At 68.1% G+C, this 23,551-nt stretch carries 21 protein-coding genes and 1 tRNA gene; 9 read left to right on the forward strand and 13 right to left on the reverse strand.

All coding sequences use genetic code 11. From position 1 onward, the window contains the following. Nucleotides 1-145 precede the first annotated feature (145 nt). Nucleotides 146-1,081, forward strand: a complete 936-nt coding sequence (locus tag F3H87_RS09745; RefSeq protein ID WP_223228024.1) for a DMT family transporter — start codon at nucleotides 146-148, stop codon at nucleotides 1,079-1,081. A gap of 41 nt (nucleotides 1,082-1,122) precedes the next feature. On the opposite strand, the gene folP is transcribed toward F3H87_RS09745, so the two are convergent. From folP to F3H87_RS09780, 7 genes are all read right to left on the reverse strand, one after another. Continuing rightward, the gene (folP, locus tag F3H87_RS09750) at nucleotides 1,123-2,142 is read right to left on the reverse strand and encodes a dihydropteroate synthase (RefSeq protein WP_149788926.1); all 1,020 of its coding nucleotides are present in this window, start codon (nucleotides 2,140-2,142) and stop codon (nucleotides 1,123-1,125) included. Between the two features lie 38 nt (nucleotides 2,143-2,180). Next, nucleotides 2,181-3,101: a dihydroneopterin aldolase gene (locus F3H87_RS09755; protein WP_149788925.1), complete on the reverse strand. Its 921-nt coding sequence runs from the start codon at nucleotides 3,099-3,101 to the stop codon at nucleotides 2,181-2,183. Between the two features lie 105 nt (nucleotides 3,102-3,206). Beyond that, the gene (locus tag F3H87_RS09760) at nucleotides 3,207-3,824 is read right to left on the reverse strand and encodes a cell wall hydrolase (RefSeq protein WP_149788924.1); all 618 of its coding nucleotides are present in this window, start codon (nucleotides 3,822-3,824) and stop codon (nucleotides 3,207-3,209) included. A gap of 151 nt (nucleotides 3,825-3,975) precedes the next feature. Beyond that, nucleotides 3,976-6,516, reverse strand: coding sequence for a putative PEP-binding protein (locus F3H87_RS09765; RefSeq protein WP_149788923.1), 2,541 nt, complete (start codon nucleotides 6,514-6,516; stop codon nucleotides 3,976-3,978). Nucleotides 6,517-6,665: 149 nt separating this feature from the next. Beyond that, entirely contained in the window at nucleotides 6,666-8,924 is a 2,259-nt protein-coding gene (gene glyS, locus F3H87_RS09770) for a glycine--tRNA ligase subunit beta (RefSeq protein WP_149788922.1), read from the reverse strand. Between the two features lies 1 nt (nucleotide 8,925). Further along, complete coding sequence (locus F3H87_RS09775) at nucleotides 8,926-9,450, reverse strand: DUF6446 family protein (protein ID WP_149788921.1); 525 nt, start codon at nucleotides 9,448-9,450, stop codon at nucleotides 8,926-8,928. Next, complete coding sequence (locus F3H87_RS09780; protein WP_149788920.1) at nucleotides 9,450-10,379, reverse strand: glycine--tRNA ligase subunit alpha; 930 nt, start codon at nucleotides 10,377-10,379, stop codon at nucleotides 9,450-9,452. The genes F3H87_RS09775 and F3H87_RS09780 overlap by 1 nt, the downstream gene beginning before the upstream one ends. A gap of 172 nt (nucleotides 10,380-10,551) precedes the next feature. Here F3H87_RS09780 and F3H87_RS09785 point away from each other — a divergent pair, with 172 nt between their 5' ends. Beyond that, on the forward strand, nucleotides 10,552-12,300 hold the full coding sequence (locus tag F3H87_RS09785) for a serine protease (RefSeq protein ID WP_149788984.1): 1,749 nt from the start codon (nucleotides 10,552-10,554) through the stop codon (nucleotides 12,298-12,300). Nucleotides 12,301-12,710: 410 nt separating this feature from the next. On the opposite strand, the gene F3H87_RS09790 is transcribed toward F3H87_RS09785, so the two are convergent. Further along, nucleotides 12,711-12,796 (reverse strand) — tRNA-Leu (locus tag F3H87_RS09790). A 134-nt stretch (nucleotides 12,797-12,930) separates the two neighbouring features. Here F3H87_RS09790 and F3H87_RS09795 point away from each other — a divergent pair. After that, nucleotides 12,931-13,677 carry a rhomboid family intramembrane serine protease gene (locus tag F3H87_RS09795; RefSeq protein ID WP_149788919.1) on the forward strand — a complete coding sequence of 249 codons (747 nt, stop codon included), beginning with the start codon at nucleotides 12,931-12,933 and terminating at the stop codon, nucleotides 13,675-13,677. Continuing rightward, nucleotides 13,674-14,030 carry a GFA family protein gene (locus F3H87_RS09800; protein ID WP_149788918.1) on the forward strand — a complete coding sequence of 119 codons (357 nt, stop codon included), beginning with the start codon at nucleotides 13,674-13,676 and terminating at the stop codon, nucleotides 14,028-14,030. Before F3H87_RS09795 ends, F3H87_RS09800 begins: the two co-directional genes overlap by 4 nt. Nucleotides 14,031-14,033: 3 nt before the next feature. Here F3H87_RS09800 and F3H87_RS09805 read toward each other — a convergent pair whose 3' ends face one another. After that, nucleotides 14,034-14,822 carry an inositol monophosphatase family protein gene (locus F3H87_RS09805; RefSeq protein ID WP_149788917.1) on the reverse strand — a complete coding sequence of 263 codons (789 nt, stop codon included), beginning with the start codon at nucleotides 14,820-14,822 and terminating at the stop codon, nucleotides 14,034-14,036. Between the two features lie 174 nt (nucleotides 14,823-14,996). Here F3H87_RS09805 and wrbA point away from each other — a divergent pair, with 174 nt between their 5' ends. Next, the gene (wrbA, locus tag F3H87_RS09810) at nucleotides 14,997-15,590 is read left to right on the forward strand and encodes an NAD(P)H:quinone oxidoreductase (RefSeq protein WP_149788916.1); all 594 of its coding nucleotides are present in this window, start codon (nucleotides 14,997-14,999) and stop codon (nucleotides 15,588-15,590) included. Nucleotides 15,591-15,628: 38 nt separating this feature from the next. Here the strand turns inward: wrbA and F3H87_RS09815 are convergent, their stop codons facing one another. Next, on the reverse strand, nucleotides 15,629-16,534 hold the full coding sequence (locus tag F3H87_RS09815) for a LysR family transcriptional regulator (RefSeq protein WP_149788915.1): 906 nt from the start codon (nucleotides 16,532-16,534) through the stop codon (nucleotides 15,629-15,631). A gap of 93 nt (nucleotides 16,535-16,627) precedes the next feature. On the opposite strand from F3H87_RS09815, the gene metF reads away from it, so the two are divergent. Beyond that, a complete protein-coding gene (metF, locus tag F3H87_RS09820; protein ID WP_149788914.1) occupies nucleotides 16,628-17,497 on the forward strand; it encodes a methylenetetrahydrofolate reductase [NAD(P)H] in 870 nt (289 codons plus the stop codon). Between the two features lie 55 nt (nucleotides 17,498-17,552). Then, nucleotides 17,553-18,041, forward strand: coding sequence for a PaaI family thioesterase (locus F3H87_RS09825; RefSeq protein WP_149788913.1), 489 nt, complete (start codon nucleotides 17,553-17,555; stop codon nucleotides 18,039-18,041). A gap of 22 nt (nucleotides 18,042-18,063) precedes the next feature. Here F3H87_RS09825 and F3H87_RS09830 read toward each other — a convergent pair whose 3' ends face one another. Beyond that, entirely contained in the window at nucleotides 18,064-19,131 is a 1,068-nt protein-coding gene (locus tag F3H87_RS09830; protein ID WP_149788912.1) for a DUF2235 domain-containing protein, read from the reverse strand. Beyond that, entirely contained in the window at nucleotides 19,109-21,406 is a 2,298-nt protein-coding gene (locus F3H87_RS09835; RefSeq protein WP_149788911.1) for a xanthine dehydrogenase family protein molybdopterin-binding subunit, read from the reverse strand. The genes F3H87_RS09830 and F3H87_RS09835 overlap by 23 nt, the downstream gene beginning before the upstream one ends. Nucleotides 21,407-21,560: 154 nt before the next feature. Here F3H87_RS09835 and F3H87_RS09840 point away from each other — a divergent pair, with 154 nt between their 5' ends. Further along, nucleotides 21,561-21,824, forward strand: coding sequence for a DUF6455 family protein (locus F3H87_RS09840; protein ID WP_149788910.1), 264 nt, complete (start codon nucleotides 21,561-21,563; stop codon nucleotides 21,822-21,824). A 29-nt stretch (nucleotides 21,825-21,853) separates the two neighbouring features. Here the strand turns inward: F3H87_RS09840 and F3H87_RS09845 are convergent, their stop codons facing one another. Further along, nucleotides 21,854-22,972, reverse strand: coding sequence for a type III PLP-dependent enzyme (locus tag F3H87_RS09845; protein WP_149788909.1), 1,119 nt, complete (start codon nucleotides 22,970-22,972; stop codon nucleotides 21,854-21,856). A gap of 104 nt (nucleotides 22,973-23,076) precedes the next feature. Here F3H87_RS09845 and F3H87_RS09850 point away from each other — a divergent pair, with 104 nt between their 5' ends. After that, complete coding sequence (locus F3H87_RS09850; RefSeq protein ID WP_149788908.1) at nucleotides 23,077-23,514, forward strand: Lrp/AsnC family transcriptional regulator; 438 nt, start codon at nucleotides 23,077-23,079, stop codon at nucleotides 23,512-23,514. Nucleotides 23,515-23,551: the final 37 nt, after the last annotated feature.

Consider the following 23,551-nt stretch of genomic DNA (forward strand, 5'->3'; position numbering starts at 1 on the left):
ATCGGAACAGGGAAAGGCGGGCCTGCGGGTCCGCCTTTTTTCATGCGCCGGACGCCCCGGGCACGCGAATGGCGGCGGCTTTTGCGGTTGCATGTGGCGCGGCGCTGCCCCAATCAGGGGCGCACCCCCTTGCCCGGATACCGACATGACCGCCACGACCGTCCCCGCCGCCCCTGCCCCCGAGATCACCGGCGCAAGCTGGGCGATGGTGGCGACGCTGGGCCTTGTCTGGGGCGGCACCTTCCTGGTGACGGAACTCGCGCTCGAGGTGATGACACCGTTCTGGATCGCCAGCGCGCGGATCGGCTTTGCCGCGGCGCTGACACTGGTCGTCTGGGTGCTGCGGGGCCGGCGGCTGTTCCTCGAACAGCGCCGCGACTGGCCCAACCTGATCCTGATCGGCCTGCTGTCCACCGCCGTGCCCTTCATGCTGCTGGCCTGGGGGCAGCAATACGTGACTGCCGGTTTCGCGGGCGTCAGCATGGCCGCCGTGGCGCTGGTCGTGCTGCCGCTGGCGCATGTCATGGTGCCCGGCGAACGGATGACCCTGCGCCGGCTGGCCGGGTTCGTGATCGGCTTTGTCGGCGTGCTGGTGCTGATCGGGCCGGATGCCTTCCGCTCGACCGGCGTCGCGGGCGAGACCTGGGGCCAGCTTGCCTGTCTCGGTGCGGCGGCGTGCTATGCCCTGTCCTCGGTGCTGATGCGGCGCCTGCCGGCGATCGACCCGGTGGGCCTGTCGGGCGTCACCCTGCTGATCGGCGCGGTTTTCGTGCTGGCGATGGCCGTCACGGTCGAAGGTGCGCCCGCCAATCCCGGCCTCTACGGGCTGGGCCTGCTGGCCTTTCTGGGCCTGATCCCAACCGCCGCCGCCAACATGCTGCGGGTGTCGGTGATCCGCAGCGCCGGTCCGGTGTTCATGAGCCTGACCAACTACCAGGTGCCGGTGTGGTCGGTGCTGCTGGGCGTCCTGCTGCTGGGCGAGCCGCTGCGCGCCTCGCTGCTGGTGGCGATGGCGCTGATCCTGTGCGGCGTCGCGCTCAGCCAGTATGGCGCGCTGCGGCGGCTTTTCGCACGCGGCTGAACACCCTTCATCTTGCCCGAAATACTCCGGGGGAGTCGCCGTCAGGCGACGGGGGCAGCGCCCCCCTGCACCGCCTGCCACAGCGCCAGCGCCGACACGGTTTCGCGCACGTCATGCACCCGGACGATCTGCACCCCCTGCGCCACGCCCGCCAGTGCCACCGCGACCGAACCCGCCATGCGGTCGGCCGGTTCCGGCGCCTGCCCGATGGTGCCGATGAACCGCTTGCGCGAGGCACCCAGCAGGATCGGGCAGCCCAGCCCGTGAAACAGGCCGATCCGGTTCAGCAGCAGCAGGTTATGAGCGGCGGTCTTGCCGAAGCCGATGCCGGGATCGACCACGATGCGCCCGCGCGGAATACCCAGCGCGGTCAGGGTTTCCAACCGTTCATGCAGGAAATCGTAAACGTCCAGCAACACGTTGTCGTAGCTGGGGTTTTGCTGCATCGTCGCGGGATCGCCCTGGGCGTGCATCACGCAGACCGGCAGGGCGTGCATGGCGCAGAACGGGGCCAGTCCGGGATCGTAGGTAAAGCCCGCCACGTCGTTGACCAGCGTGGCCCCCGCCGCCACCGCGGCCTGCGCGACGGCGGTCTTGCGCGTGTCGATCGAGATCGGCGTGGGCCCGGCCGCCCGCAGCGCGGCGATCACCGGGGCGACGCGCGCGGCCTCGTCCCCGGGCGCGACGGTTTCGGCGCCGGGGCGGGTGGATTCGCCGCCCACGTCGATGATGTCGGCCCCTTCCGCGATCATCCTTGCGCCATGCGCCACCGCCTTGCGCGGATCGTGGTAGAGCCCGCCATCGGAAAAGCTGTCCGGCGTGGCGTTCAGGATGCCCATGACGCGCGGCACCTCCATCGACAGGCCTGCCACGGGGGCGCGCGGGGCGGTCAGCCGGGTCCGCACAGGGTCGGGGATGTCGCCCGCCGGCACCACACGCGCCGGCGCATCCCGGCGCAGCTGTTCGGCATGGGTGAACCACAGCGCACCGCCGGCCAGCGGCAGCGCCCCGTCGGGCCGGGCAGGCCCGGATTGCACGAGGGGTCGGTAATAATCGCTCATGGCCATCTGGTCGCCGATCGCGGGCGGCTTTGCAAGGCTCAGATCACCCGGACATCGGTCGCCACCGCGCGCAGCGGCAGGTCGGGCGCGTCGGGCAGCGCCGCGCCGATGACCAGCATGTCGGCGGCCTCCATGAAGCGGGCGAACCACAGCACCAGCCCCAGCGCGTCGCGCGGGCTGGCCGAGGGGCCGTCGACCGCGTCCAGCACGATTTTCGAGGGCGCCCAGACGCTGATCTGGTCGTGCCGCATCGACCAGTCGAGTTCGGTGCGCGAATTCACCACCACGCAGCGCGCGTCGCGCCCGGCCAGCACCCAGGCGTTCTGCTCGATCGCCAGCAGGTCGATCCGGCGCTGCGCCAGCTTGTGCCCGGCCTGCGGTGCGGGCGTGTCGGCGGGACCCACGCAGATGATCGTCGGGCGATGCCCGGCCTCCAACTGGTCGATCCACGCGCCCAGATTGTCCGAGGCGATGGCCGCGTTCGACAGGTAGACCACCTGCGGATGCGGCTTGTCGCTGGCGATGCGGCGCGGCGTGGTGTCCTTGCGCGCGCGCACGATCTCGACCCCCAGCGCGCCGGGACCGCGATCCAGCTTTTCGATCCGCACGAAGACACGCACCGCCTGCGGTTCCAGCAGGATGCGATCGGCCAGTTTCTCGGCCAGCGTTTCCAGCAGGTTCAGCCGTTCCTCGGCCAGCTCGTGCGCGATGGCCTCGGTCACCTTGTCGTAGGACAGGATGGTATCGACATCGTCGTCAAGGATGTTGTCGGGCGGCGTGACTTCGACCACCACGTTGAAGCAGATACGCTGGGTGGTGCCGCGTTCCGCCTGGAAGGCGCCGATCTCGACCTCGACGATGTGGTCGCGCAGCGAGATCCGGTCGAGCGGCGTGCCCTCCGCCGTGGCGGCGGCGCGCTCGGAAGGGTGGGCAAAGGCCCATCTGATCTCGTCGCTCATGGCGCGCAAAGCCCCCGGCCCTGTTGCAGTCGCGCGCAGCCTATCGCCCGCGCCATCCGTTGCCGCGCCGCGCGCGGCACCGCGCGGCCCGTTTGCGTCACGGGGTCAGTTCTGCACCATCTCGTGCGGGTGGCGATAGAAGAGATGTACGCCGATCTTCGCGGTGCGCGGGAACTTGCGCGCCCAGCGCGGGCTGACGGCGGTGGTGTGGTAATGGGTGGCGCCCTGCGTCAGCGGGCGCGGCGCGCCGCCGACCATCAGCCCGGCGACCTTGCCGACCTGTTCGAACGCGCCGGCTTCGCGGATGACGTCCTTGTGCCCGTCGCAGGTATAGGTGAACTGGCAGGCATATTTCCGGCCCGTCCCCTGGTGCACCACGCCACAGACGGTGTCGGGATAGTTGGGGCTGTCGACCCGGTTCAGGATCACCTCGGCCACGGCGAACTGGCCCTTCACGCTTTCGCCGCGGGCCTCGAAATACAGCGCCTCGGCCAGGCAACGCCATTCGGGCCCGCCCCTGGCACTGGGCTGGCTTTCCAGCCATTCGCGGCTGTAGCTGACGTTGCCTGCGCCCTGCGGGCGGCGCAGCAGCGCGTCGATCCGGTCAGATGGCAGTCTGGCCAGCTCGCGCTGTTCCATGCGGATGACCTGTTCGAGCGATTGCTCGGCCCCGGCTGCACCCGCGCTCAGGATGATCAATGCACTCAGAATGATCCGAAACATGAGTCCCCCCTTCCTGTCGCGTAACGTGGCGAAAACCGGGCTTTTATGACAATTTTTTGCCACAGGTCCAGCCCGCCCGGCCCAAAGCAGGGTTGCATCCAGCGCATGGCTGGCCTGAAAAAGACATATCTTGCGGAAATCCGCGCAGGTGCTACCCGATTTTGTCGCGCACCGCCAGCTGGGCCGCGGCAAGCCGTGCTACCGGGACGCGAAACGGCGAACAGGACACGTAATCGAACCCCGCCGCGCGGCAGAAGGCGATTGATTCGGGGCTGCCGCCATGCTCGCCGCAGATCGACAGCACAAGGTCCGGCCGCGCGCTGCGCCCGCGTTCCGCCGCGATCTTGAGCAGCTCGCCCACCCCGTCCTGATCCAGCGTGTGAAACGGGTCTTCGGGAAACACGTTCTGCTGCACATAGGCCGACATGAACCGCCCCGCATCGTCGCGGCTGAGCCCATAGGTCATCTGCGTCAGGTCGTTGGTGCCGAAGGACAGGAAGGCGCTGTGCGGCGCGATCTCGGCGGCGCGCAGGGCGGCGCGGGGCGTTTCCACCATCACGCCCAGCCGGTAGGTGAAATTCTTGCCGGTTTCGGTGCGCACGGCGGCGGCCACCGCGTCGACGCGGGTCTTGACCAGCTCGACCTCGCGCTTGGCCGAAACCAGCGGGATCATGATCTCGGGCACCACCGGGTCGCCGTCGCGGCTGGCCTCGATCGTCGCCTCGAAGATGGCGCGCGCCTGCATGTCGTAGATTTCCGGCACGGTGATGCCCAGCCGCACGCCGCGCATCCCCAGCATCGGGTTGTATTCGGCCAACGCATCGACCCGGCGGGTCACGTCCGACAGCGGCAGGTCCAGCGCCTCGGCCAGCTCGCGGTGGCCGGCGCGGTCCGAGGGCAGGAATTCGTGCAGCGGCGGGTCGAACAGGCGGATGCAGACCGGCTGCCCCTGCATGATGCGGAACAGCTCGGTGAAATCCGCGCGCTGCATCGGCAGCAGCCGGTCGAGCGCCGCCGCGCGGTCGGGCGAGGTGTCGGCAAAGATCATCTCGCGCATCACGGTCAGGCGGTCGGCCTCGAAGAACATGTGCTCGGTCCGGCACAGCCCGATGCCCTGCGCCTTGAAATTCCGCGCGGTCTGGGCGTCGGCGGGTGTATCGGCATTGGCGCGCACGCCGATATCGCGCACGTCGTCGGCCCATGTCATCAGCGTCAGCAGCGCGTCGTCCTCGGCGGCCTCGATCATCGCGGGCTCGCCCGCCAGGACCTGCCCGTTGGTGCCGTCGACGGTGATGATGTCGCCCTGGTGCAGCTCGCGCCCGTCGGGCGCCACCAGCATCCGGGCGCGGATATGAAAGTTCAGCGCGCTGGCGCCCACGACGCAGGGCAGCCCCATGCCGCGCCCGATCACCGCGGCGTGGCTGGTCATGCCGCCGCGTTCGGTCAGCACGGCAACGGCGGCGTGCATGCCGCGGATATCCTCGGGGCTGGTTTCGCGCCGCACCAGCACGCAGGCCTCGCCGCGCGCGGCGCTGGCCTGCGCCTCGGCGGCGGAGAACACGATGCGCCCGGTCGCGGCGCCGGGGCTGGCGGCGATGCCGCTGGCCAGCACGTCGCGGTCGGCCTCGGGATCGACCTGCCGGTGCAGCAGCTCGTTCAGCGCGCGCGGCTCGACCCTCAGCAACGCCTCTTCGCGGGGGATGATACCGTCCTCGGCCAGTTGCACGGCGATGCGCACCGCCGCGCGGGCGCTGCGCGCCACGCGCACACCGTCAAGGATATGCACCACACCGTCCTCGATGGTGAACTCGGCCTGCATTTCCTCGCGCAGGCGGGCGCGCATCCGGGCGGTGATGCCCTTGAGCTCGGCAAAGGCGTCGGGCGCCAGGTCCTCGAGGCTGGGACCGCGCGCATCATGGGCCAGGAACACCGCTTCGTTGCGGCGTTCCAGCGCGTCGCGGCCCTGGCTTTCGCGCAGGTAACGGCCGATGATCCGCGGCGCGCCGGTCTGGCTGTCGACCAGCTGGATCACGCCCGAGCCGCTTTCGCCCAGCCCCAGCCCCAGCGCCATGGCCTGCACCACAAGGCCCAGCCCGGCATCGGCCGGTGCGCCCTTGGCCTGCCGCAAAAGCCGCGCGGTCGTGCCCTCCCACGCGCGCGCCATCGAGCGCAGCACCTCGGCAAGCTGCACCGCCGGGTCCTGGGGAAACGCCTCTTCGGTTTCCTCTTCATAGGCGCGCAGCACCTCGGACAGCCCGTCCTGCCCGCCCTGCGTCACATGTTCGAAGGCATCCGGGTCAAGCCGCGCGACATGGATCGCATAGGCCTGCACGAACCGGGTATAAAGCGCGGCGGCGGCCTCCTTGCCGATGCGGTCGGACAGGTCGACGAACTGCGCATCGTTCATGCCGATATTCAGGATCGCCCCCGGCCCGCCCCAGTCGGGATCTTCCGAGGACGGGCGCACGCACAGCAGCGGCGCGGGCCCGAAGGGGGCCAGCAGCCTGCCCATGTCCGGCATCTCGCCCTGCGCGATCCGGTGCACCGCGTCAAAGGACAGCGCGACGGTCACGGGCACCGGCATCTCCAGCCGCACAAGGCGCTGAAGGCACTTCGCCCGCCCGCCATGCGTGACCGCGCTCAGCGGTGCGCCGGGGGTGACAAGGGTGATATCGGGGTCGATATGCTGCAATGCGGCATCCTTTTCAGATGCGCGCAGAATACGCGCACATATCGGTAACGCAAGGGCGCTGTTGATCGCTTGCGCCGGTGTTTCCTCTCTCGGGAAATGGGGGAGGCGCCGAAGGCGACGGGGGGCAGCCCCCCCCCCTGCCCGTCCCCTCAGCCCTCGATACGGGTCAGGTCGGCCACCTGCAGGCAGATGCCGCGGATGCGCGCCAGCAGGTTCAGGCGGTTGCGGCGCACCACATCGTTTTCCGCATTGACCTGCACGGCATCGAAAAACGCGTCGATCGGCGCGCGCATGTCGGCCATCGCGCCCATCGCGGCGGCGTAATCCTCGGCCTGCATGGCCGGGCCGATCTTCGCCTCGGCCGCGTCCAGCGCGGCGAACAGCGCCTTTTCCTCGTCGGTTTCGGCAAATTTCACGTCCGCGCCAAAGGAATATTCCACCCCGTCCTTGTCCTCGGCCTGGGTCAGGATGTTGTTGGCGCGCTTGAAGCCCTGCAACAGGTTGCCGCCATCCTCGGTCTGCAGGAACGCGCCCAGCGCACCGGCGCGGGCGACCACCAGCGTCAGGTCGTCGCCGCCATCCAGCGCAAGGCAGGCGTCGATCACGTCATGGCGCATCCCCTGGTCGCGCAGGTGCACCTTGAGCCGGTCGTGGAAGAACGCCAGCAGGTCGGTGGACAGGTCCGGCACCAGGTCGCCCACCGTGCGCAGCAGCGAACCGTCGCCCAGGTCGGGCGCGTCCTTGCTCCCCTGCAACCTGTCCATCACCGCGCGGAAGGCCGCGCCGAACACGCCGTGATCGGCGATTTCGTCCAGCACCTCTTCCAGCGTGTCGATCTCGTCGGGGCTGGCATCGGCGCGGTTCAGCGCGATCTTGTGGCGCACCAGTTGCCCGTCCACGAACCGGTCGAGGTGCAGCCGCAGCCCGTTCGCCAGCACGATGCGGATAACGCCCAGCGCGGCGCGGCGCAGCGCATAGGGGTCTTTCGAACCGGTGGGTTTCTCGTCGATGGCCCAGAACCCGGTCAGGGTATCGAGCTTGTCGGCCAGCGCCACCGCCAGCGACACCGGCGCGGTGGGCACGTCGTCGGACGGGCCGAGGGGCGAATAATGCTCTTCGCAGGCGGCGGCCACCTCGGGCGGCAGCCCGGCGGCTTCGGCATAGTAGCGGCCCATCAGGCCCTGAAGCTCGGGGAATTCGTAAACCATTTCCGAACTCAGGTCGGCCTTGGCCACCCGCGCGGCCTGCACGGCAAGGTCCGGCCCGGCGCCCACAAGCGGCGCGATCTCGCGCGCCAGCGCGGCGATCCGTTCGATCCGCGCGCGTTGCGATCCAAGCCGGTGCTGGAAGGTGACGTTCGACAGCCGGTCGGTCCACGCCTCCAGCCCCTGCTCCTTTGCCACACGCAGGTCGTTTTCCCAGAAGAACCGCGCATCCGACAACCGCGCCGCCAGCACCTTCTGGTTGCCGGCAAGGATGGTGGCGCCGTGATCGGCGGTTTCGCGGTTGGCGACGGTGATGAATTTCTCGATCCGGCCGGTTTTCGGGTTCTTCACCGAAAAGAATTTCTGGTGCTCCTTCATCGAGGTCTGCAGCACCTCGGGCGGCAGGCCCAGGAAATCCTCGCCGATCCCGCCCATCAGCACGACGGGCCATTCCACCAGCCCCGCGACCTCGGCCAGCAGGCCGCGATCCTCGACCACCTGCAGACCCTGCGCGAAGGCCAGGTTGGTCGCCTCCTGCCAGATGTGATCGGCGCGCTCGCCCGCGTCCAGGATCACCCGGTCGCGTTTCAGCTTGGCCTGGTAGTCGTCGAAGCTGCGGACGCTGAACCGCCCGGAACCGATAAAGCGGTGCCCCTCGGTGGTGTTGCCGGCGGCGATGCCGTCCACCTCCATCGGCACCACCTGCGCCTCGCCCGCATCATCGGTCAGGATGCACAGGATCGAATGCAGCGGGCGCACCCAGCGCAGGCTGCCGCTGCCCCAGCGCATCGACTTGGGCCAGGGGAAATCGCGGATCACGGATTCCAGCACCTCGGCCACGATCTGCGCCGCGGGGCGGCCGGGGCGGGTGATGGTTGCGAAATAGACCTGGCCCTTTTTCTCGTCGCGGATTTCCAGCTGGTCGCGGCCCACGCCGGCGCCGCGCAGGAACCCCTCGATCGCCTTTTCCGGCGCATCGACGCGCGGGCCCTTGCGTTCCTCGCTCGTCGTCGGGCTTTCGGCCAGCAGCCCGTCGACGGCCAGCGCCAGCCGGCGCGGGGTGGAAAAGGCGGCGGCCCCGGCATAGGTCAGCCCGGCCTCGACCAAACCATCGGTCATGCGTTTTTTCAGATCCTCGGCCGCGCGCGCCTGCATGCGGGCGGGAATTTCCTCGGAGAAGAGTTCGATCAGAAGGTTGGGCATCTCAGTTGCTCTCCGGCGGTTCGGGGCAGTCTTCGGGGGTGGGCTGCCCGTCGAAGACAAGCTCGCCGCAATGGTTGATCTGGTGCCAGACAAAGCCGCGCCCGTCCGGCAGGATAGCGACGATCCGGTCGACGCCGTAGGTGATGTTTTCGGTGCCCATGAAGGCCAGCGCCTGCCCGTCGGTCAGGGCGGTGCCGATTTCGCCGGCATCGAAACAGTCGAACCAGCCCGGCGCCTCCAGCGGGACCGCGTTGTCGTAGGGCTGATAGGTTTCCGACATCATCGCCTGGCTCATCGTGGTGGTGAAACAGGCGCGATAGCGGATCGGGCTGCTGGTGGCGTCGATGGCCTGGAAATCCTCGTAAAGGATGGGTTCGGGCTGGCCGGTGGCCATCACCGTCATCTGCACGTCATCGCTGCCCGTCGCGGCGACGGGTTCGTAGAAGGCATAGATTTGCAGGTAATAGATGCCGATCCCGGCCGCCAGAGCACAGATCACGATCATCCCCGCCAGAAACTTGCCCATCAGCCCGCATAGCCCCCCGCCCCGGTGCGCACGAAGGCGTCGGCGCATTGTCTGGCCAGCGCGCGGACGCGGCCGATATAGCTTTGCCGTTCGGTGACCGAGATCACCCCGCGCGCGTCCAGCAGGTTGAAGATGTGGCTGGCCTTGATGCACTGGTCATAGGCCGGGTGCGCCATGACGATGCGCAGGCCGGTCTTGGGGTCGGTGTCGTCGCAGGCCAGGATCGCCTCGCATTCGGCCTCGGCCTCTTCGAAATGGCGCAGCAGCACCGCGGTATCGGCAACGTCGAAATTCCAGCGGCTGTATTCCTGCTCGGTCTGGCGAAACACGTCGCCATAGCTCAGCGCGATGGGCGCGTCGGGATCGTTGAAGGGCATGTCCATCACGTGGTCGATCCCCAGCACATACATCGCCAGCCGTTCCAGTCCATAGGTCAGCTCGCCCGAAACGGGGTGGCAGTCATGGCCGCCGACCTGCTGGAAATAGGTGAACTGGCTGACCTCCATGCCGTCGCACCAGACCTCCCAGCCGAGGCCCCAGGCGCCCAGCGTGGGCGATTCCCAGTCATCCTCGACGAAACGGATATCGTGCAGCTCCATGTCGATGCCGATCGCTTCGAGGCTGCCCAGATACAGCGCCTGCAGATCGGGCGGGCTGGGTTTGATCAGCACCTGGTACTGGTAGTAATGCTGCAGCCGGTTGGGGTTCTCGCCATAGCGCCCGTCGGTGGGCCGGCGCGAGGGCTGCACATAGGCCGCGGCCCAGGGCTGCGTGCCCAGCGAACGCAGCGTGGTGGCCGGGTGAAAGGTGCCCGCGCCCACCTCCATGTCATAGGGTTGCAGCACCGCGCAGCCCTTTGCGGCCCAGTAGGTCTGAAGCCTCAGGATGATCTCCTGGAAACTGCGGGGTTTTTCCTGTTGCCGTGCCATTCTCGCCATCGCCTGGTTGCCGGGTGAAATCGCGCGCTCTGCTTACGTGGCGGGCGCGGCGGGGTCAATTGCGGGCCCGTGCATTATTTGGGGGTGCGCCGCGCGCCTGATTTGGTAGAAGACTGCGACGACAGGCAGAATACTACCTTAAGGGTTGGACAGACGGCAGATGATGCAAAGACTTTTCGCAACGCTTCTTTTCGTGATGATCGCCCTGCGCGCCGCGGTTGCGCAGGACGACGTGGTCTGGGTCCAGATCGAGGCGCAACCGACGCTGGCCGAGGCCGAGGCGCGCGCGCGCGTCTACGCCGCGGACCTGCCCGACGTGAACGGGTTTTCGCTGGGCGGCGGATGGTACGGCATCATGCTGGGCCCCTATGCCCGCACCGACGCCGAACAGGTGCTGCGCGTCTACCGCGCCGAGGGGTCGATCCCGCGCGACAGCTTCATCGCCTTCACCCGCAATTTCGGCCAGCAGTTCTGGCCCATCGGCGCCAACGCCCTGAACCGGCCCGCGGCCACCGCCCCCGCCGCACCGCAGCCGGACACCGACACCGCCGCCGCCCCGCCGCTGCCCGAACCCGAGATCCAGCCCGCCGACGAAACCCCGCGCGAGGCCCGCGCCAGCGAGGCGCTGCTGAGCCGCGAGGAGCGCGAGGCGCTGCAGGTCGCGCTGAAATGGGCCGGGTTCTACGACGCGGCGATCGACGGCGCCTTCGGCCGGGGCACCCGCAACTCCATGGCCGCCTGGCAGGAGGCCAACGGGTTCGAGCCGACGGGCGTTCTGACCACGATGCAGCGCGCCGGGCTGTTGCGCCAGTATAACGCCGTGCTGGACGGGCTGGGCCTGCAGACCGTGCGCGACGAGGTGGCCGGGATCGAGATCGCCCTGCCGACCGAGGCGGTCGAGTTCGAGAAATACGAATACCCCTTCGCCCATTACACCGCCACGGGCGACCTGCCGGCAAGCGTGCTGCTGATCAGCCAGCAGGGCGACCAGGACACGCTGTTCGGCCTTTACGACATCATGCAGACGCTTGAGATCGTGCCGCAGGACGGCCCGCGCAACCGCGAGGACAACCGCTTTTTCCTGATCGGCGAAGGCCCCGATTTCGTCAGCCACACCGAGGCGCGGCTGGAGGGCGGCGAGATCAAGGGCTTTACCCTGATCTGGCCCGCCGGCGACGAGGAACGCCGCACCCGGCTGCTGGGCGAGATGCAGAAAAGCTTTGCCCGGCTCGACGGCACGCTGAACCCCGCGCAGATCAGCGAAGACCAGAGCATCGACCTTGTGTCGGGGCTGGAGATCCGCAAGCCGAAACTGTCGCGCTCGGGCTTTTACATCGACCGGCAGGGCACGGTGGTGACCGCCTCGGAGGCGGTGCAGGACTGTTCCGCCATCACGCTGGAGGACGGGACCGAGGCCGATATCCTGCTGGACGATCCGGTTCTCGGCGTCGCCGTTCTGCTGCCGCGCGGCGGGGTTGCGCCGCTGGGTATCGCAACCTTCCAGAAGGCGACGCCGCGCCTGCAATCCGAGGTGGCGGTTGCCGGCTATTCCTATGGCGGCGTGCTGAGCGCGCCCAGCGTCACCTTCGGCACGCTGGCCGATCTGCGCGGGCTGCAGGGCGAAGAAACCCTGAAACGGCTGGCCATGACCACCCTGCCCGGCGATGCCGGCGGGCCCGTGGTCGATGCCGGCGGCGCGGTCCTCGGGATGCTCCTGCCCCGCTCCGGCGACGCGGCGGGCCGCGCCCTTCCGCCCGAGGTCAGCTTTGCCCGCCACGGCAGCGCGATCCTTGAGGCACTTACCCGGCTGGGCATCGAGGCGCGCACCACCGACACGGTGGGCCGGATCGACCCCGAGACCCTGACCACCGAGGCCGGGAATTTCACCACGCTGGTGAACTGCTGGGAGTAAGGCCGCCCCACAACGGCCACAGGGAACTGCCTGTGAGGCAGGGATATCCCGTTTGAAGCAGCAGGGCAGAATCCCGGCATGACGCCGGGGGCGCCTGTCTTCATCCGCACGCCGCACGCCGGTGCGTTGCGCTGCCGTTCCACGGCATTCGGACAATTCGCAACCGAAGGGCGGCGCACGGCCGCGGTCGGGCGATCCGAGGTCTGTGACTGGCATTTTATCGCCCAACCACATCCTCCCTCAAGGCGGAGTACTACGGCAGCCAATCGCCCGGCCGGGGGGCGGCCATGCGATGCCCGGGCCGCTTGCGCGGCTGTTCCGGGTGGGGTGCATCGTTCAAATGGCAGATCCGTCCCGCCATACAGATGCGCGTCGCTGGCACAGCAGGGGTGGGCATCGGGGCACCGGCCTGGTACGGGCGGCCGGACTCGAACCGGCACGGGCTTTCGCCCCAGGGATTTTAAGTCCCATGTGTCTACCATTCCACCACGCCCGCTCGGGCCAGGCCGGACCTGACTGTTAGCGCGGGCATGCGCGGGCAACAAGGGGATGCGCACCGCGCCCGCCATTTCGCCCCCTGGCTCACGCCCGCGCTTGACCCCGGCGGCAAAACCCCCAATCGTTCGCCCCATGTTTCCGATCCGCGATCACAACCCGTCGAACCGCACGCCCTTCGTCACCTATGCGCTGATGGCGATCAATATCGCGGTGTTCCTCAGCTACTGGCCGATGATGACCGACGGGCGCGCGCTGGCGGCATTCTTCGGCACCTGGGCGATGATCCCGGCCGAGGTCAGCTCGGGCGGCGGCTGGCACACCGTCGTGACCTCGATGTTCCTGCATGGCGGATGGATGCATATCATCGGCAACATGCTGTTTTTGTGGATCTTCGGCGACAACTTGGAGGACGAGATGGGCCACCTCGGCTTCCTCGCCTTCTACATGGCCAGCGGCATCGGCGCGGCGCTGGCCCATGTGGCCGCCGCGCCCCTGTCGCCGGTGCCCACCGTGGGCGCCTCGGGCGCGATCGCGGGGGTGATGGGCGGCTACCTGCTGCTGTTTCCCAGGGCGCGGGTGGATGTGCTGGTGATCATCGTGTTCTTCATCCGCATCTTCTCGGTCCCGGCCTGGGCAATGCTGGGCCTGTGGTTCGCGTTGCAACTGTTCAACGGCGTGGGCGCCGACATGAACGGCGGCGGGGTGGCCTACTGGGCCCATGCCGGCGGCTTCGTGATCGGGATCGCGCTGACGCTGCCGCTGTTCCTGCGGCTGGGCGGGCCGCGGTTCTGGCGCCGGACCGAAGGGCACCCGCCCCATCCCGACGCGAAATACGCGCTTCAGCGCAGCAACATCCCCACGGTCAGGAGACGCCGATGAAAGCCACATGCCATTGCGGCGCGGTCGAACTGCGCATCGACCCCGGCCAGCCGCTGTCCGAGGCCAGCCGCTGCGATTGCAGCTTTTGCCGGCGGCGGGGCGCGGCGGCGGTGATGGTGCCGCTGGACCGGCTGGAGGTGGTGAAAGGCGCCGACAGGCTGACGCTTTACCAATGGGGCACGAAGACGGCCAGGCACTATTTCTGCTCGGTCTGCGGCATCTACACCCACCACCGGCGCCGGTCGGACCCGACACAATACGGCGTGAACCTCGGCGCGATCGAGGGCGTGAACCCGCGCGACTACGAGCCGATCCGCTGGACCGACGGGGTCAACCATATCAGCGACCGCTGAGGGTCAGGCGGCGCGGATCACCTTGGCGAAACTGCCGAAAACGGTGCCGTTGGCGGCGATCAGGTTGCCGTCCAGCGGGTTCTGTCCGTCGCGCAGCCCCTCGACCAGCCCGCCGGCCTCGCTCACCAGAAGGGCCCCGGCGGCGATATCCCAGATGTTCAGCTCGCGCTCCCAGTAACCGTCGTAGCGGCCCGCCGCCACATAAGCCAGGTCCAGCGCGGCCGAGCCGAACCGCCGCACCCCGGCGCATTCCGGCATCAGCCGTGCCAGATCCTGCAGCGTCGCCGGCAGCGTGCGCTTGGCGGCAAAGGGGATGCCGGTGGCAAACACCGCCTCGATCATGCGGGCCCGGCCCGAGACGCGCAGGCGCTTCTTGTCGTTCAGCCACGCGCCCTGCCCCTTTTCGGCATAGAACATCTCGTCCTTGGCGGCGTCGTAGATCACGCCGGCCACGATCTGCCCCTTGTGTTCCAGCGCGATGGAAATCGCCCAATGCGGCAACCCGTGCAGGAAATTGGTGGTGCCGTCCAGCGGGTCGACGATCCAGCGGCGGGTGGGGTCGGTGCCTTCGATCTCGCCGCCCTCTTCGGCCAGCCAGCCATAATTGGGGCGCGCGGTCAGCAACTCTTCCTTCAGGATGGCCTCGGCCGCGATATCGGCACGCGACACGAAATCGCCCGCGCCCTTCATCGAGACCTGCAGGTTCTCGACCTCGCGGAAATCCTTGACCAGCGACCGGCCCGCCTTGCGTGCGGCCTTGATCATGACGTTGAGGTTTGCGCTGCCCTGCATGGTTCGGCTCCTGTGGTTCAGGGCGCGCGTATACGCGCCCGGGCCAGGCTTGCCAAGGGGCGATGGGCGCGGCGGGCCGGCGCACAGGCGCTGCTCGGGGATGCACAGGACATCCGGCGCAGGGGAACTATGTTGGGCCTGCCTTCGTTGCGAAGGAAAAACCAGGAGATGCAGATGAGCACACCGAAGATACTGATCGCGTTCTATTCGACCTATGGCACCAACCACCAGGTCGCCGAAGCCGCCGCCGAGGCCGCCCGCGCGGCGGGTGCCGAGGTGCGGCTGCGCCGCTTTGCCGAAACCGCCCCGAAAGAGGTGGTCGACGGACAGGAAGCCTGGGCCAGCCAGCTGGAAAAGATGAAGGACATCGCCGAAATCAGCCATGACGACATGACATGGGCCGACGGCTATTTCTTCAGCGGGCCGACGCGCTTCGGCTCGATGCCCAGCCAGATGCGCGTCTTCATCGACACGGTGGGGCCGCTCTGGATGGAGGGGAAGCTGGCGAACAAGACCGTCACCGCCACCACCAGCGCGCAGAACCCGCATGGCGGGCAGGAAAGCACCCTGCTGGCATTCTATATCACGCTGATGCATTGGGGCGCGGTGATCGTCACGCCGGGCTATACCGATGACAGCATCTTTGCCGCCGGCGGCAACCCCTACGGGTTCTCCGCAAAGGCCGGGCAGTTCGACGATGCCGGCAAGGCCGCGGTCGCCCACCAGGCCAGGCGCCTGGTCGAGATGACGGCGAAGATCGCCGGCTGAGGCACGGGCGGGCGCGGCCCCACCGCCGCGCCGCTGCCTTAAGCGGCCTGCATCCGCTGCGCCTCGTCCCCGGCAAGGCGGATCAGGTCGCGCACGAACGGCTTGTCCAGGTCGTCGCTGCGCGTGGCGGCGTAAAGGCGGCGGGTGATGCCATGCTCGGTCAGCGGGCGGGTGACGTAATCGCTGGAATATTTCACTTCGCGCACCACCCAGTCGGGCAGCACGCTGACACCCCGGTTCGACGCCACCAGCAGCAGGATCACCGCCGTCAGTTCCGCCTGCCGCACCGCCGCCGGTTCGACCTTGGCCGGGGTCAGCAACTGGCTGAACACGTCCAGCCGCGACCGCTCCACCGGGTAGGTGATCAGCGTCTCGCCGCGGAAATCCTCGGCCTCGATCCATGCCTTCTGCGCCAGCGGATGCTGCGACGAGGCGACAAAGACCGGCTGGTAATCGAAGAGCGGCGTAAAGGTGACGCCCGGCAGGTCCTCGGGGTCCGAGGATACCACCAGGTCGACCTCTTCCTTCATCAGCGCGGGCAGCGCATCGAAGGCAAGGCCGGGGCGGATATCCACGTCCACGTCGGCCCAGGTCTTGCGAAACTGCTCAAGCACCGGGAACAGCCATTCGAAACAGGCGTGGCATTCGATGGCGATATGCATCCGCCCGGCATGGCCCTCGCGCAGGCCGGAAAACTCGGCCTGCAGCGCCTCGATCTCGGGCAGGATGCGTTCCGCCGCGCGCAGCAGCCGCTGCCCCGCCGCCGACAGTTTCAGCGGTTTCGAGCGGCGCACGAACAGCTCGACCCCGGCCTGATCCTCGATCCCCTTGATCTGGTGGGACAAGGCCGATTGCGTGATGTTCAGCTGCTCGGCCGCGCGGGCCAGGCCGCCCGCCTCGTGAATGGCCTTGATCGTGCGAAGATGACGAAATTCGATATGCACCTATCAGCCGCCTCATGTTGATGTTCGATATTATGAAGTTGTCTCACAATGCTGCACCTGCGACAAGGACCGAAACCAAAAGGATACCCCGCCATGCGCACGCCCGACGTTTCCTTCGAATTTTTCCCGCCCCAGACGCTCGAGGCGTCGTTCCGGCTGTGGGACACGGTCAATGTGCTGGCCCCGCTCGGGCCGCGTTTCGTATCCGTTACCTATGGCGCCGGCGGCACCACGCGCGACCTGACGCGCGACGCGGTGGCGACCCTGCACAAGACAAGCGGGCTGAACGTGGCCGCGCACCTGACCTGCGTGAACGCCTCGCGCGACGAAACGCTAGAAATCGCCAACGGCTTTGCCGAGGCCGGCGTGAACGAGATCGTGGCGCTGCGCGGCGATCCACCCAAGGGGTCGGACGGGTTCCGCCCCCACGCGGACGGTTTCGCCAACTCGGTCGAGCTGATCGCGGCGCTGGCCGACACCGGAAAATTCACCATCCGCGTCGGCGCCTATCCCGAAAAGCACCCCGATTCGCCCGATACGGCGGCGGATGTCGACTGGCTCAAGCGCAAGCTGGACGCCGGTGCGGACGAGGCGCTGACCCAGTTCTTTTTCGAATCGGACACCTTCTTCCGTTTCCGCGATGCCTGCCAGAAGGCCGGGATCGACGGCGACCGCCTCACGCCGGGCATCCTGCCGATCGAGAACTGGAAGGGCGCGCGCGGCTTTGCCCTGAAATGCGGCACCTCGGTGCCGGGCTGGCTGGACGATGCCTTCGACAAGGCGCTGCGCGACGACCGCGCCGACCTGCTGGCCACGGCGCTGTGCACCGAGCTGTGCAGCGAACTGATCGAGGGCGGGGTGAAGCGGCTGCATTTCTACACGCTGAACCGCCCCGAACTGACGCGCGACGTCTGCCACGCGCTTGGCGTGACGCCCCGGGTGCAACTGGAAAACGTGGCGTAACGCTTGCCCCCGTTTCGCGCCGGGATACCCTCGGCGCGACAAACGGGGACATGCCATGACCGAACGCCGCTACGCCAGCTCGCCCGACGATCTGCCGACGATGGAAGAAACCGCCAGCCGGTCGGGGCTGGAAACCATGCGGATGGTGCTGGACGGCCGCCTGCCCGGCCCGCCCATCGCGCAGGCACTCAACTACCGGATCACCGAGGTCGAAGAGGGGCAGGTCGCCTTCGAAGGCGTGCCCGAGTTCCGCTTTACCAACCCGATGGGCACGCTGCATGGCGGCTGGTACGGCACGCTGCTCGACAGTTGCATGGCCTGCGCGGTGATGACCCGCGTGCCCAAGGGATCGGTCTATACCACGCTGGAATACAAGGTGAATATCCTGCGCCCGATCACGCTGGGCATGGCCGTGCGCGCCACCGGCTGGTGCCAGCACGCGGGCCGCTCCACCGGCATCGCCAATGGCGAGATTCGCGGCATCGAGGATGACAGGCTGTACGCCACCGGCTCGACCACCTGCATCATCATGAAGATGGGCTGATCCGGGCGCGGCCCCGCCGCGCTCAGCCCTGCACCGGATCGACCAGCGGCGCGGTGAGGCCGTTGCGCGTCTGGATCAGGGTTTCGTGGAACCGCTCGCTCCGGTCGACGCAGGGCACGCGCCGGTGGCGCAGCAGGAACAGCTTGCCCAGCCCGCGCCAGGTGCCGACCGAGGGCGCCTCGACATCGCAGGGGAACTCTTCACGCCAGTCGACCGGCAGCGGCAGCCCGCAAAGCTGGGCCCGCTCCAGCATCCAGACCAGCGGGATATTGGCCAGCGGGCGCGCCGCCTCGAACCCGCCCAGGTGGCCGCCCACATCGCCATGGGTGCCGCGGAACCAGACCTGCTCGACCCGGCCGGGGCGGTCGCCGGTGCAATCCCACATCACCGGCGCAAAGACCGAGCGGGTTTCGTCCAGCGCCAGCGCGTGAAACCCGTTCTTCACAGATCCGACAAGATGATGGTTGTGAAAGGCGTGCTTCTGTTCCGACCAGTGCCACAGGAACGGCAGGCGCAGGCCCAGCGCCTTGACCGTGTCCCAGACGCCCAGCATCTCGATCTCGACCTTCGGGTGGCAATAGGCGCGGGTGAATGCCTGCGCCACCTCGCTGCCCGGCGTCGCCTGGTAATGGCGATAGGCGGTCATGATATTGCGCTCGGTCGCGTGTTTGGGGCGCAGCAGCCCGACGCTGTCGATCACCCCGGCCAGGCTGCGCACCGCATAGGCCCCGCGCGAATAGCCCAGCAGGAAGATGCGGTCGCCCGGACGGTAGCGGCTGGCGAGATAGCCATAGGCGCGGCGGATCTGGCGGTTGATGCCGCGCCCCATCATCACGTCCGGCGTGCTGCGCCAGTCCAGCCATTGCACACCCGGTTCGTAATAGACGGTGACGGGCGCGCCGATCCGGTTCAGCACGCGGCAGGCCAGCCCGGCATTGGTTTCCGATCCCGGCTCCATCGAGCTCATGGTGCCGTCCAGGATGATGGCATGGATCAGCCCGCCTTCGCGCCGGACCGGCGCCGAGCGGACGGGCGCGCGGCCCGGCCAGATCCATGACAGGATCTTCTTATGCAGCGTTCTCCATTGCATCGTTCAGCATGTTCCATACCCGGTGCGGGGTAAACGGCATGTCGGCCCGCCGCACCCCGCGTGTCCAGAGCGCATCGAAGACGGCATTGGCCGTGGCCGCCATCGCGCCTACGGTGCCGGCCTCGCCGCATCCCTTCATCCCCATGACGTTCGCGGTCGACGGCACCGGCTCGGTCTCGAACGCGATCATCGGCAGATCATTGGCCCGCGGCATCGCGTAGTCCATGAACGTTGCCGTGAGCAACTGCCCGTCGGCATCGTAGACCACGCTTTCGCTCAGCGCCTGCCCGACGCCCTGCGCCACCCCGCCATGCACCTGCCCCTCGGCCAGCATCGGGTTGATCAGGTTGCCGAAATCGTCGACCACCGAATAGCGGTCCAGCGTGACAACGCCGGTTTCGGGGTCGACCTCGACCTCGGCCACATGGGCGCCGTTGGGGAAACTGCGCGCCTCCAGCGTGGCGCGCGCCTCGTGCATCAGCAGGTCGTCGCGCCCGTCGGCGCGGGCCATTGCCGCAACCTCCAGCATCGTCGGGGTCAGGTTCGATCCCGGCGCGCGAAAGGTTTCGTCGTCAAAACGCACATCCGCCTCGGCCACGCCCATCTTGCCGGCCAGATAGGGCGTGAAGGCCGCGATCATGCGGTCCACCGTGGCCAGCGTGGCGTTGTTCTGCACGGTGACCGAGCGTGACCCGCCGGTGCCGCCACCCTGCGCGATGCGGTCGCTGTCGCCCTGGATCACGGTGATCGCCTCGAACGGGATGCCGGTCTGATCGCTCAGGAACCGGGCATAGACGGTTTCGTGCCCCTGCCCGTTCGATTGCGTGCCGACATAGATGAACACGGTGCCATCCTCGTTGAATTCCACCTTCGCGCCTTCGGAAGGGTCGCCCAGAATGCTTTCGATATAGTAACACAGGCCGATGCCGCGCAGCCTGCCCCGCGCCTCGGACGCCTTGCGCCGCGCGGCGAACCCGTCCAGCTCGGCGGTGCGGGCGGCATGGTCCAGCACAAGGTGGAAATCGCCGACGTCATAGGTTTCCCCCGCCATCGTGGCATAGGGAAACTGCTCGGCCCTGATGAAGCTGCGGCGGCGCAGATCCCAGCCGTCCACGCCCAGCTCGCGCGCGGCCATGTCCATCGCACGCTCCAGCACGTAATTCGCCTCGGGGCGGCCCGCGCCGCGATAGGCATCGACCTGCGTGGTGTTGGTGTAGTAGCCCTCCACATGCAGATAGGCGTCCTGCACGTCGTAGACGCCGGTCAGCACCCGGCTGAACAGCTGGGTCTGGATCGGCTGCCCGAACTGGCTGTTATAGGCGCCAAGGTTGCATTTGGTATCAACGCGATAGGCCACGAGCTTGAGGTTCTCGTCGAACCCCAGCGCGACCTCGTGCACGAGGTCGCGGCCGGCATTGTCGCTCAGCATCGCCTCGGTCCGGTCCGACATCCAGCGCACCGGGCGGCCCAGCGTCATCGCGGCATGCGCGCACAGGAAATATTCCGGGTAGGTCATCGCCTTCATGCCGAAGCCGCCGCCCACATCGGGATTGGTGACGCGCACGCTGGCCTCGTCCAGCTTCAGGATCTTCGCCAGTTGCCCCTTGGGGCCCCAGACGCCCTGCCCGTTGACCGACAGGTGCAGGCGCGCACCGTCCCACTCGGCGAAACAGCCGCGCGGCTCCATCGAGTTGACGATGACGCGGTTGTCGTCCACCGCCATGCGCACCACATGCGCGGCCCCCTCCAGCGCCGACTGGCAGGCGCCCTCGTCGCCAAGCCCCCAGTCGAAGGCGCGGTTGTCCGGCGCCTCGTCATGCAGCGCCTCGCCGCCCGCCGCCAGGTCCAGCTTGGCGGGCAGGTCGTCGATATCCAGCACGATCATCTCGGCCGCGTCGCGCGCCTGCGCAAGGCTGTCGGCAAAGACCATCGCCACCGGCTCACCGACAAAGCGCACCTTGCCCTCGGCCAGCAGCGGCCGGCGCGGCGCGGCGCCCCTGGTGCCGTCGCGGTTGTCCACCACGCTTGCGACCATACCCTCGGTGATCCCGTCCGCGGCCAGGTCGTCGGCGGTCAGCACCAGATGCACGCCGGGTGCGGCGCGCGCATCCGTCACGTCCAGCCCGGCAATCCGCCCATGCGCCACCGGCGAGCGCAGGACCACGCCGTACAGCGCCCCCTCTGGCGCGATATCGTCGACATACCGCCCCTGTCCGGTCAGAAACCGCACATCCTCGACCCGCCTGACCGGCTGGCTCCTGCCGAATTTCTCCATCGTCTTCCCCTTCGCGCATCCTGTCCGGGCGAGACTAGCCGATGCTGTCCCGCTGTCCAGAGCCCGCTTGATGCAAATCAAGGTGGACCCGGCGAGAATCGTATTTAGTGAACACAGTCAATCAAACCCGACGATCCGAGGAAAGGAGAGGGCGATGTTCAAGAAGATTGAGGCCATGCTCAACAAGGCGGACCTGCATTTCGACCTGCTTACCGCGGTGGCCGAAAAGGGCGGCGTCGACCTCAACAGGCAACTCCAGGTCGGAGAGCTGAGCGCCTCGGGCCTGCGCAGCGCGGTGATGCTGTGCACCCATTGCACCCATGTCGGCGAATGCCAGAGCCACCTGCGCGACGGCCCGCAGGGCGAGGTGCCCGGCTTTTGCCTGAACAAGCACATGTTCGAGCATCTCAAGGCCTGAGGTTTCCGGCGGGCGTCACACGATGCCCGTCAGGTGGTGGTCACCACCCCGGACGGCCCGAAGCCGTTGAACCGCGTGGCCAGCGCCAGCGAATAGGCCCCCATGGCCGAGAACAGCACGAAATCGCCCTCGGCTGTGTCGGCGGGCAGCATCAGCGGGTCGGGCAGCCGGTCAAGGCTGTCGCAGGTCGGCCCGTAGACCACCTGCGGCCGGGGCGCACCGCCGCGCGGCGTGCCATCCGGCGCGATGACCTGCACCCTGTCGCCCGGCGCGATGTCGCGCCATTCGGCCAGCGCACCGTAAATTCCGTCGTTCAGAAACAGCGCCTCCCTACCCCGCCGCGCCTTGACGCGGGTGGCCAGCACATAGGCGTCGGCCACCATCGCGCGGCCCGGCTCGCAGACCAGCGCGGGGGCATCCGGGCCAAAGGACCGCGCGGTTTCCGCCCCGATCCGCGCGAATATCGCCTCAAGGTCCGGGGCCGTCCCGCCACGATGCGCGGCAAAGCCGCCACCGACGTTCAGCCGGTCCAGCCGCACCCCCGCCCGCGCCGCGATTTCTGCGCAAGCCCGGATGTAAGCCGCCCAGGCACCGGGATCGGCGCATTGCGTGCCCGGGTGAAACGTCATCGCCGGGCGCACACCCATATCGGCCACCCGCCGCAGCAACGCCTCGGCCAGTTCGGGCGCGGCGCCGAACTTGGCGCCGAAATCATAGGCCGCGCCGGCCACCGGCAAGGCCAGCCGCACGCTGATCTCCTCCATCCCCGCCCCGGCGAGCTTGTCCAGTTCCGCGAAACTGTCCACCGAGCACGAGCACACGCCGAAGCCCCGCGCCGCGCGCACCTCGGCCACGCTGCGCACCGGGTTGTTGTAATGCAGCACCGCGTCGGGGCAAACCGCGCGCACCGCCGCCATTTCGGCGGGCGAGGCGACGTCGAACGCCTCCAGCCCGGCGGCGACGAGGTTTTCCAGCACCTCTTCGCGGGGATTGGCCTTGACCGCGTAGGTCACCAGCCCCGGAAAGCCCCGGCGGAACCGCGCCGCCGTATCGCGCAACCGCTGCGGCGAAAAGAACATCACCGGCGCGTCGGGGCGGTGCCGTGCCAGCCATGTCACCGGGTCGTAAAACGGAAGGATCGTCTGCATCGCGCGCCTCGTTGTCGGTTTTCCCCCAGCCTGCGCCCCGTGCATGTCGGATTCACCCGTCTTTTTGTTGGATGTGACTCATGTTTTCGGCATAATGCCGAAACATGGCACAGATTGACGAAACCGACCGCGCGATCCTGACCCTGCTGGCCGAAAACGCCCGGCTGCCGGTCACTGCGCTGGCCAAGCGTCTGGGGTTGGCGCGCACCACCGTTCAGGCGCGGCTGGACCGGATGGAGGGCGCGGGCGTGATCCGCGGCTATCGCGTGCAACTGGGGCAGGCCGCCCCCACCCGCCTGCGCGCCACCGCGCTGTTGCAGATCGAGCCGCGCTCGGGCCCCGCCGTTCTGGCGCGTCTGAAATCGCTGCCCCAGGTCGAATCCGTGCACACCACCAGCGGACGGTTCGACCTGATCGTGCAGATCGCGGCGGACAGCACGGAAATCCTGGACGAAACGCTGGATCGCATCGGCGAGGCGAAGGGCGTGCGTTCGTCCGAGTCGCTGATCCATCTCAGCACCAAACTGGACCGCGCGCTTTGATGCCCGACGGATCGCGCCCGCCCGCCCGTATCACCCC

Source organism: Lutimaribacter pacificus, from assembly GCF_900142185.1.
GTDB classification, from domain to species: Bacteria; Pseudomonadota; Alphaproteobacteria; order Rhodobacterales; family Rhodobacteraceae; genus Lutimaribacter; species Lutimaribacter pacificus.

What these genes read in the sequence shown, in the direction of transcription:
- F3H87_RS09755 (WP_149788925.1), bottom strand. Translation starts at nt 3,101, where the DNA reads ATGAGCGACGAGATCAGATGGGCCTTTGCCCACCCTTCCGAGCGCGCC.
- F3H87_RS09775 (WP_149788921.1), bottom strand. Translation starts at nt 9,450, where the DNA reads ATGGGCAAGTTTCTGGCGGGGATGATCGTGATCTGTGCTCTGGCGGCC.
- F3H87_RS09800 (WP_149788918.1), top strand. Translation starts at nt 13,674, where the DNA reads ATGAAAGCCACATGCCATTGCGGCGCGGTCGAACTGCGCATCGACCCC.
- F3H87_RS09795 (WP_149788919.1), top strand. Translation starts at nt 12,931, where the DNA reads ATGTTTCCGATCCGCGATCACAACCCGTCGAACCGCACGCCCTTCGTC.
- folP (WP_149788926.1), bottom strand. Translation starts at nt 2,142, where the DNA reads ATGAGCGATTATTACCGACCCCTCGTGCAATCCGGGCCTGCCCGGCCC.
- F3H87_RS09745 (WP_223228024.1), top strand. Translation starts at nt 146, where the DNA reads ATGACCGCCACGACCGTCCCCGCCGCCCCTGCCCCCGAGATCACCGGC.
- glyS (WP_149788922.1), bottom strand. Translation starts at nt 8,924, where the DNA reads ATGCCCAACCTTCTGATCGAACTCTTCTCCGAGGAAATTCCCGCCCGC.
- wrbA (WP_149788916.1), top strand. Translation starts at nt 14,997, where the DNA reads ATGAGCACACCGAAGATACTGATCGCGTTCTATTCGACCTATGGCACC.
- F3H87_RS09830 (WP_149788912.1), bottom strand. Translation starts at nt 19,131, where the DNA reads ATGCAATGGAGAACGCTGCATAAGAAGATCCTGTCATGGATCTGGCCG.
- F3H87_RS09840 (WP_149788910.1), top strand. Translation starts at nt 21,561, where the DNA reads ATGTTCAAGAAGATTGAGGCCATGCTCAACAAGGCGGACCTGCATTTC.
- F3H87_RS09850 (WP_149788908.1), top strand. Translation starts at nt 23,077, where the DNA reads ATGGCACAGATTGACGAAACCGACCGCGCGATCCTGACCCTGCTGGCC.
- F3H87_RS09805 (WP_149788917.1), bottom strand. Translation starts at nt 14,822, where the DNA reads ATGCAGGGCAGCGCAAACCTCAACGTCATGATCAAGGCCGCACGCAAG.
- F3H87_RS09845 (WP_149788909.1), bottom strand. Translation starts at nt 22,972, where the DNA reads ATGCAGACGATCCTTCCGTTTTACGACCCGGTGACATGGCTGGCACGG.
- F3H87_RS09785 (WP_149788984.1), top strand. Translation starts at nt 10,552, where the DNA reads ATGCAAAGACTTTTCGCAACGCTTCTTTTCGTGATGATCGCCCTGCGC.
- F3H87_RS09760 (WP_149788924.1), bottom strand. Translation starts at nt 3,824, where the DNA reads ATGTTTCGGATCATTCTGAGTGCATTGATCATCCTGAGCGCGGGTGCA.
- metF (WP_149788914.1), top strand. Translation starts at nt 16,628, where the DNA reads ATGCGCACGCCCGACGTTTCCTTCGAATTTTTCCCGCCCCAGACGCTC.
- F3H87_RS09825 (WP_149788913.1), top strand. Translation starts at nt 17,553, where the DNA reads ATGACCGAACGCCGCTACGCCAGCTCGCCCGACGATCTGCCGACGATG.
- F3H87_RS09835 (WP_149788911.1), bottom strand. Translation starts at nt 21,406, where the DNA reads ATGGAGAAATTCGGCAGGAGCCAGCCGGTCAGGCGGGTCGAGGATGTG.
- F3H87_RS09780 (WP_149788920.1), bottom strand. Translation starts at nt 10,379, where the DNA reads ATGGCACGGCAACAGGAAAAACCCCGCAGTTTCCAGGAGATCATCCTG.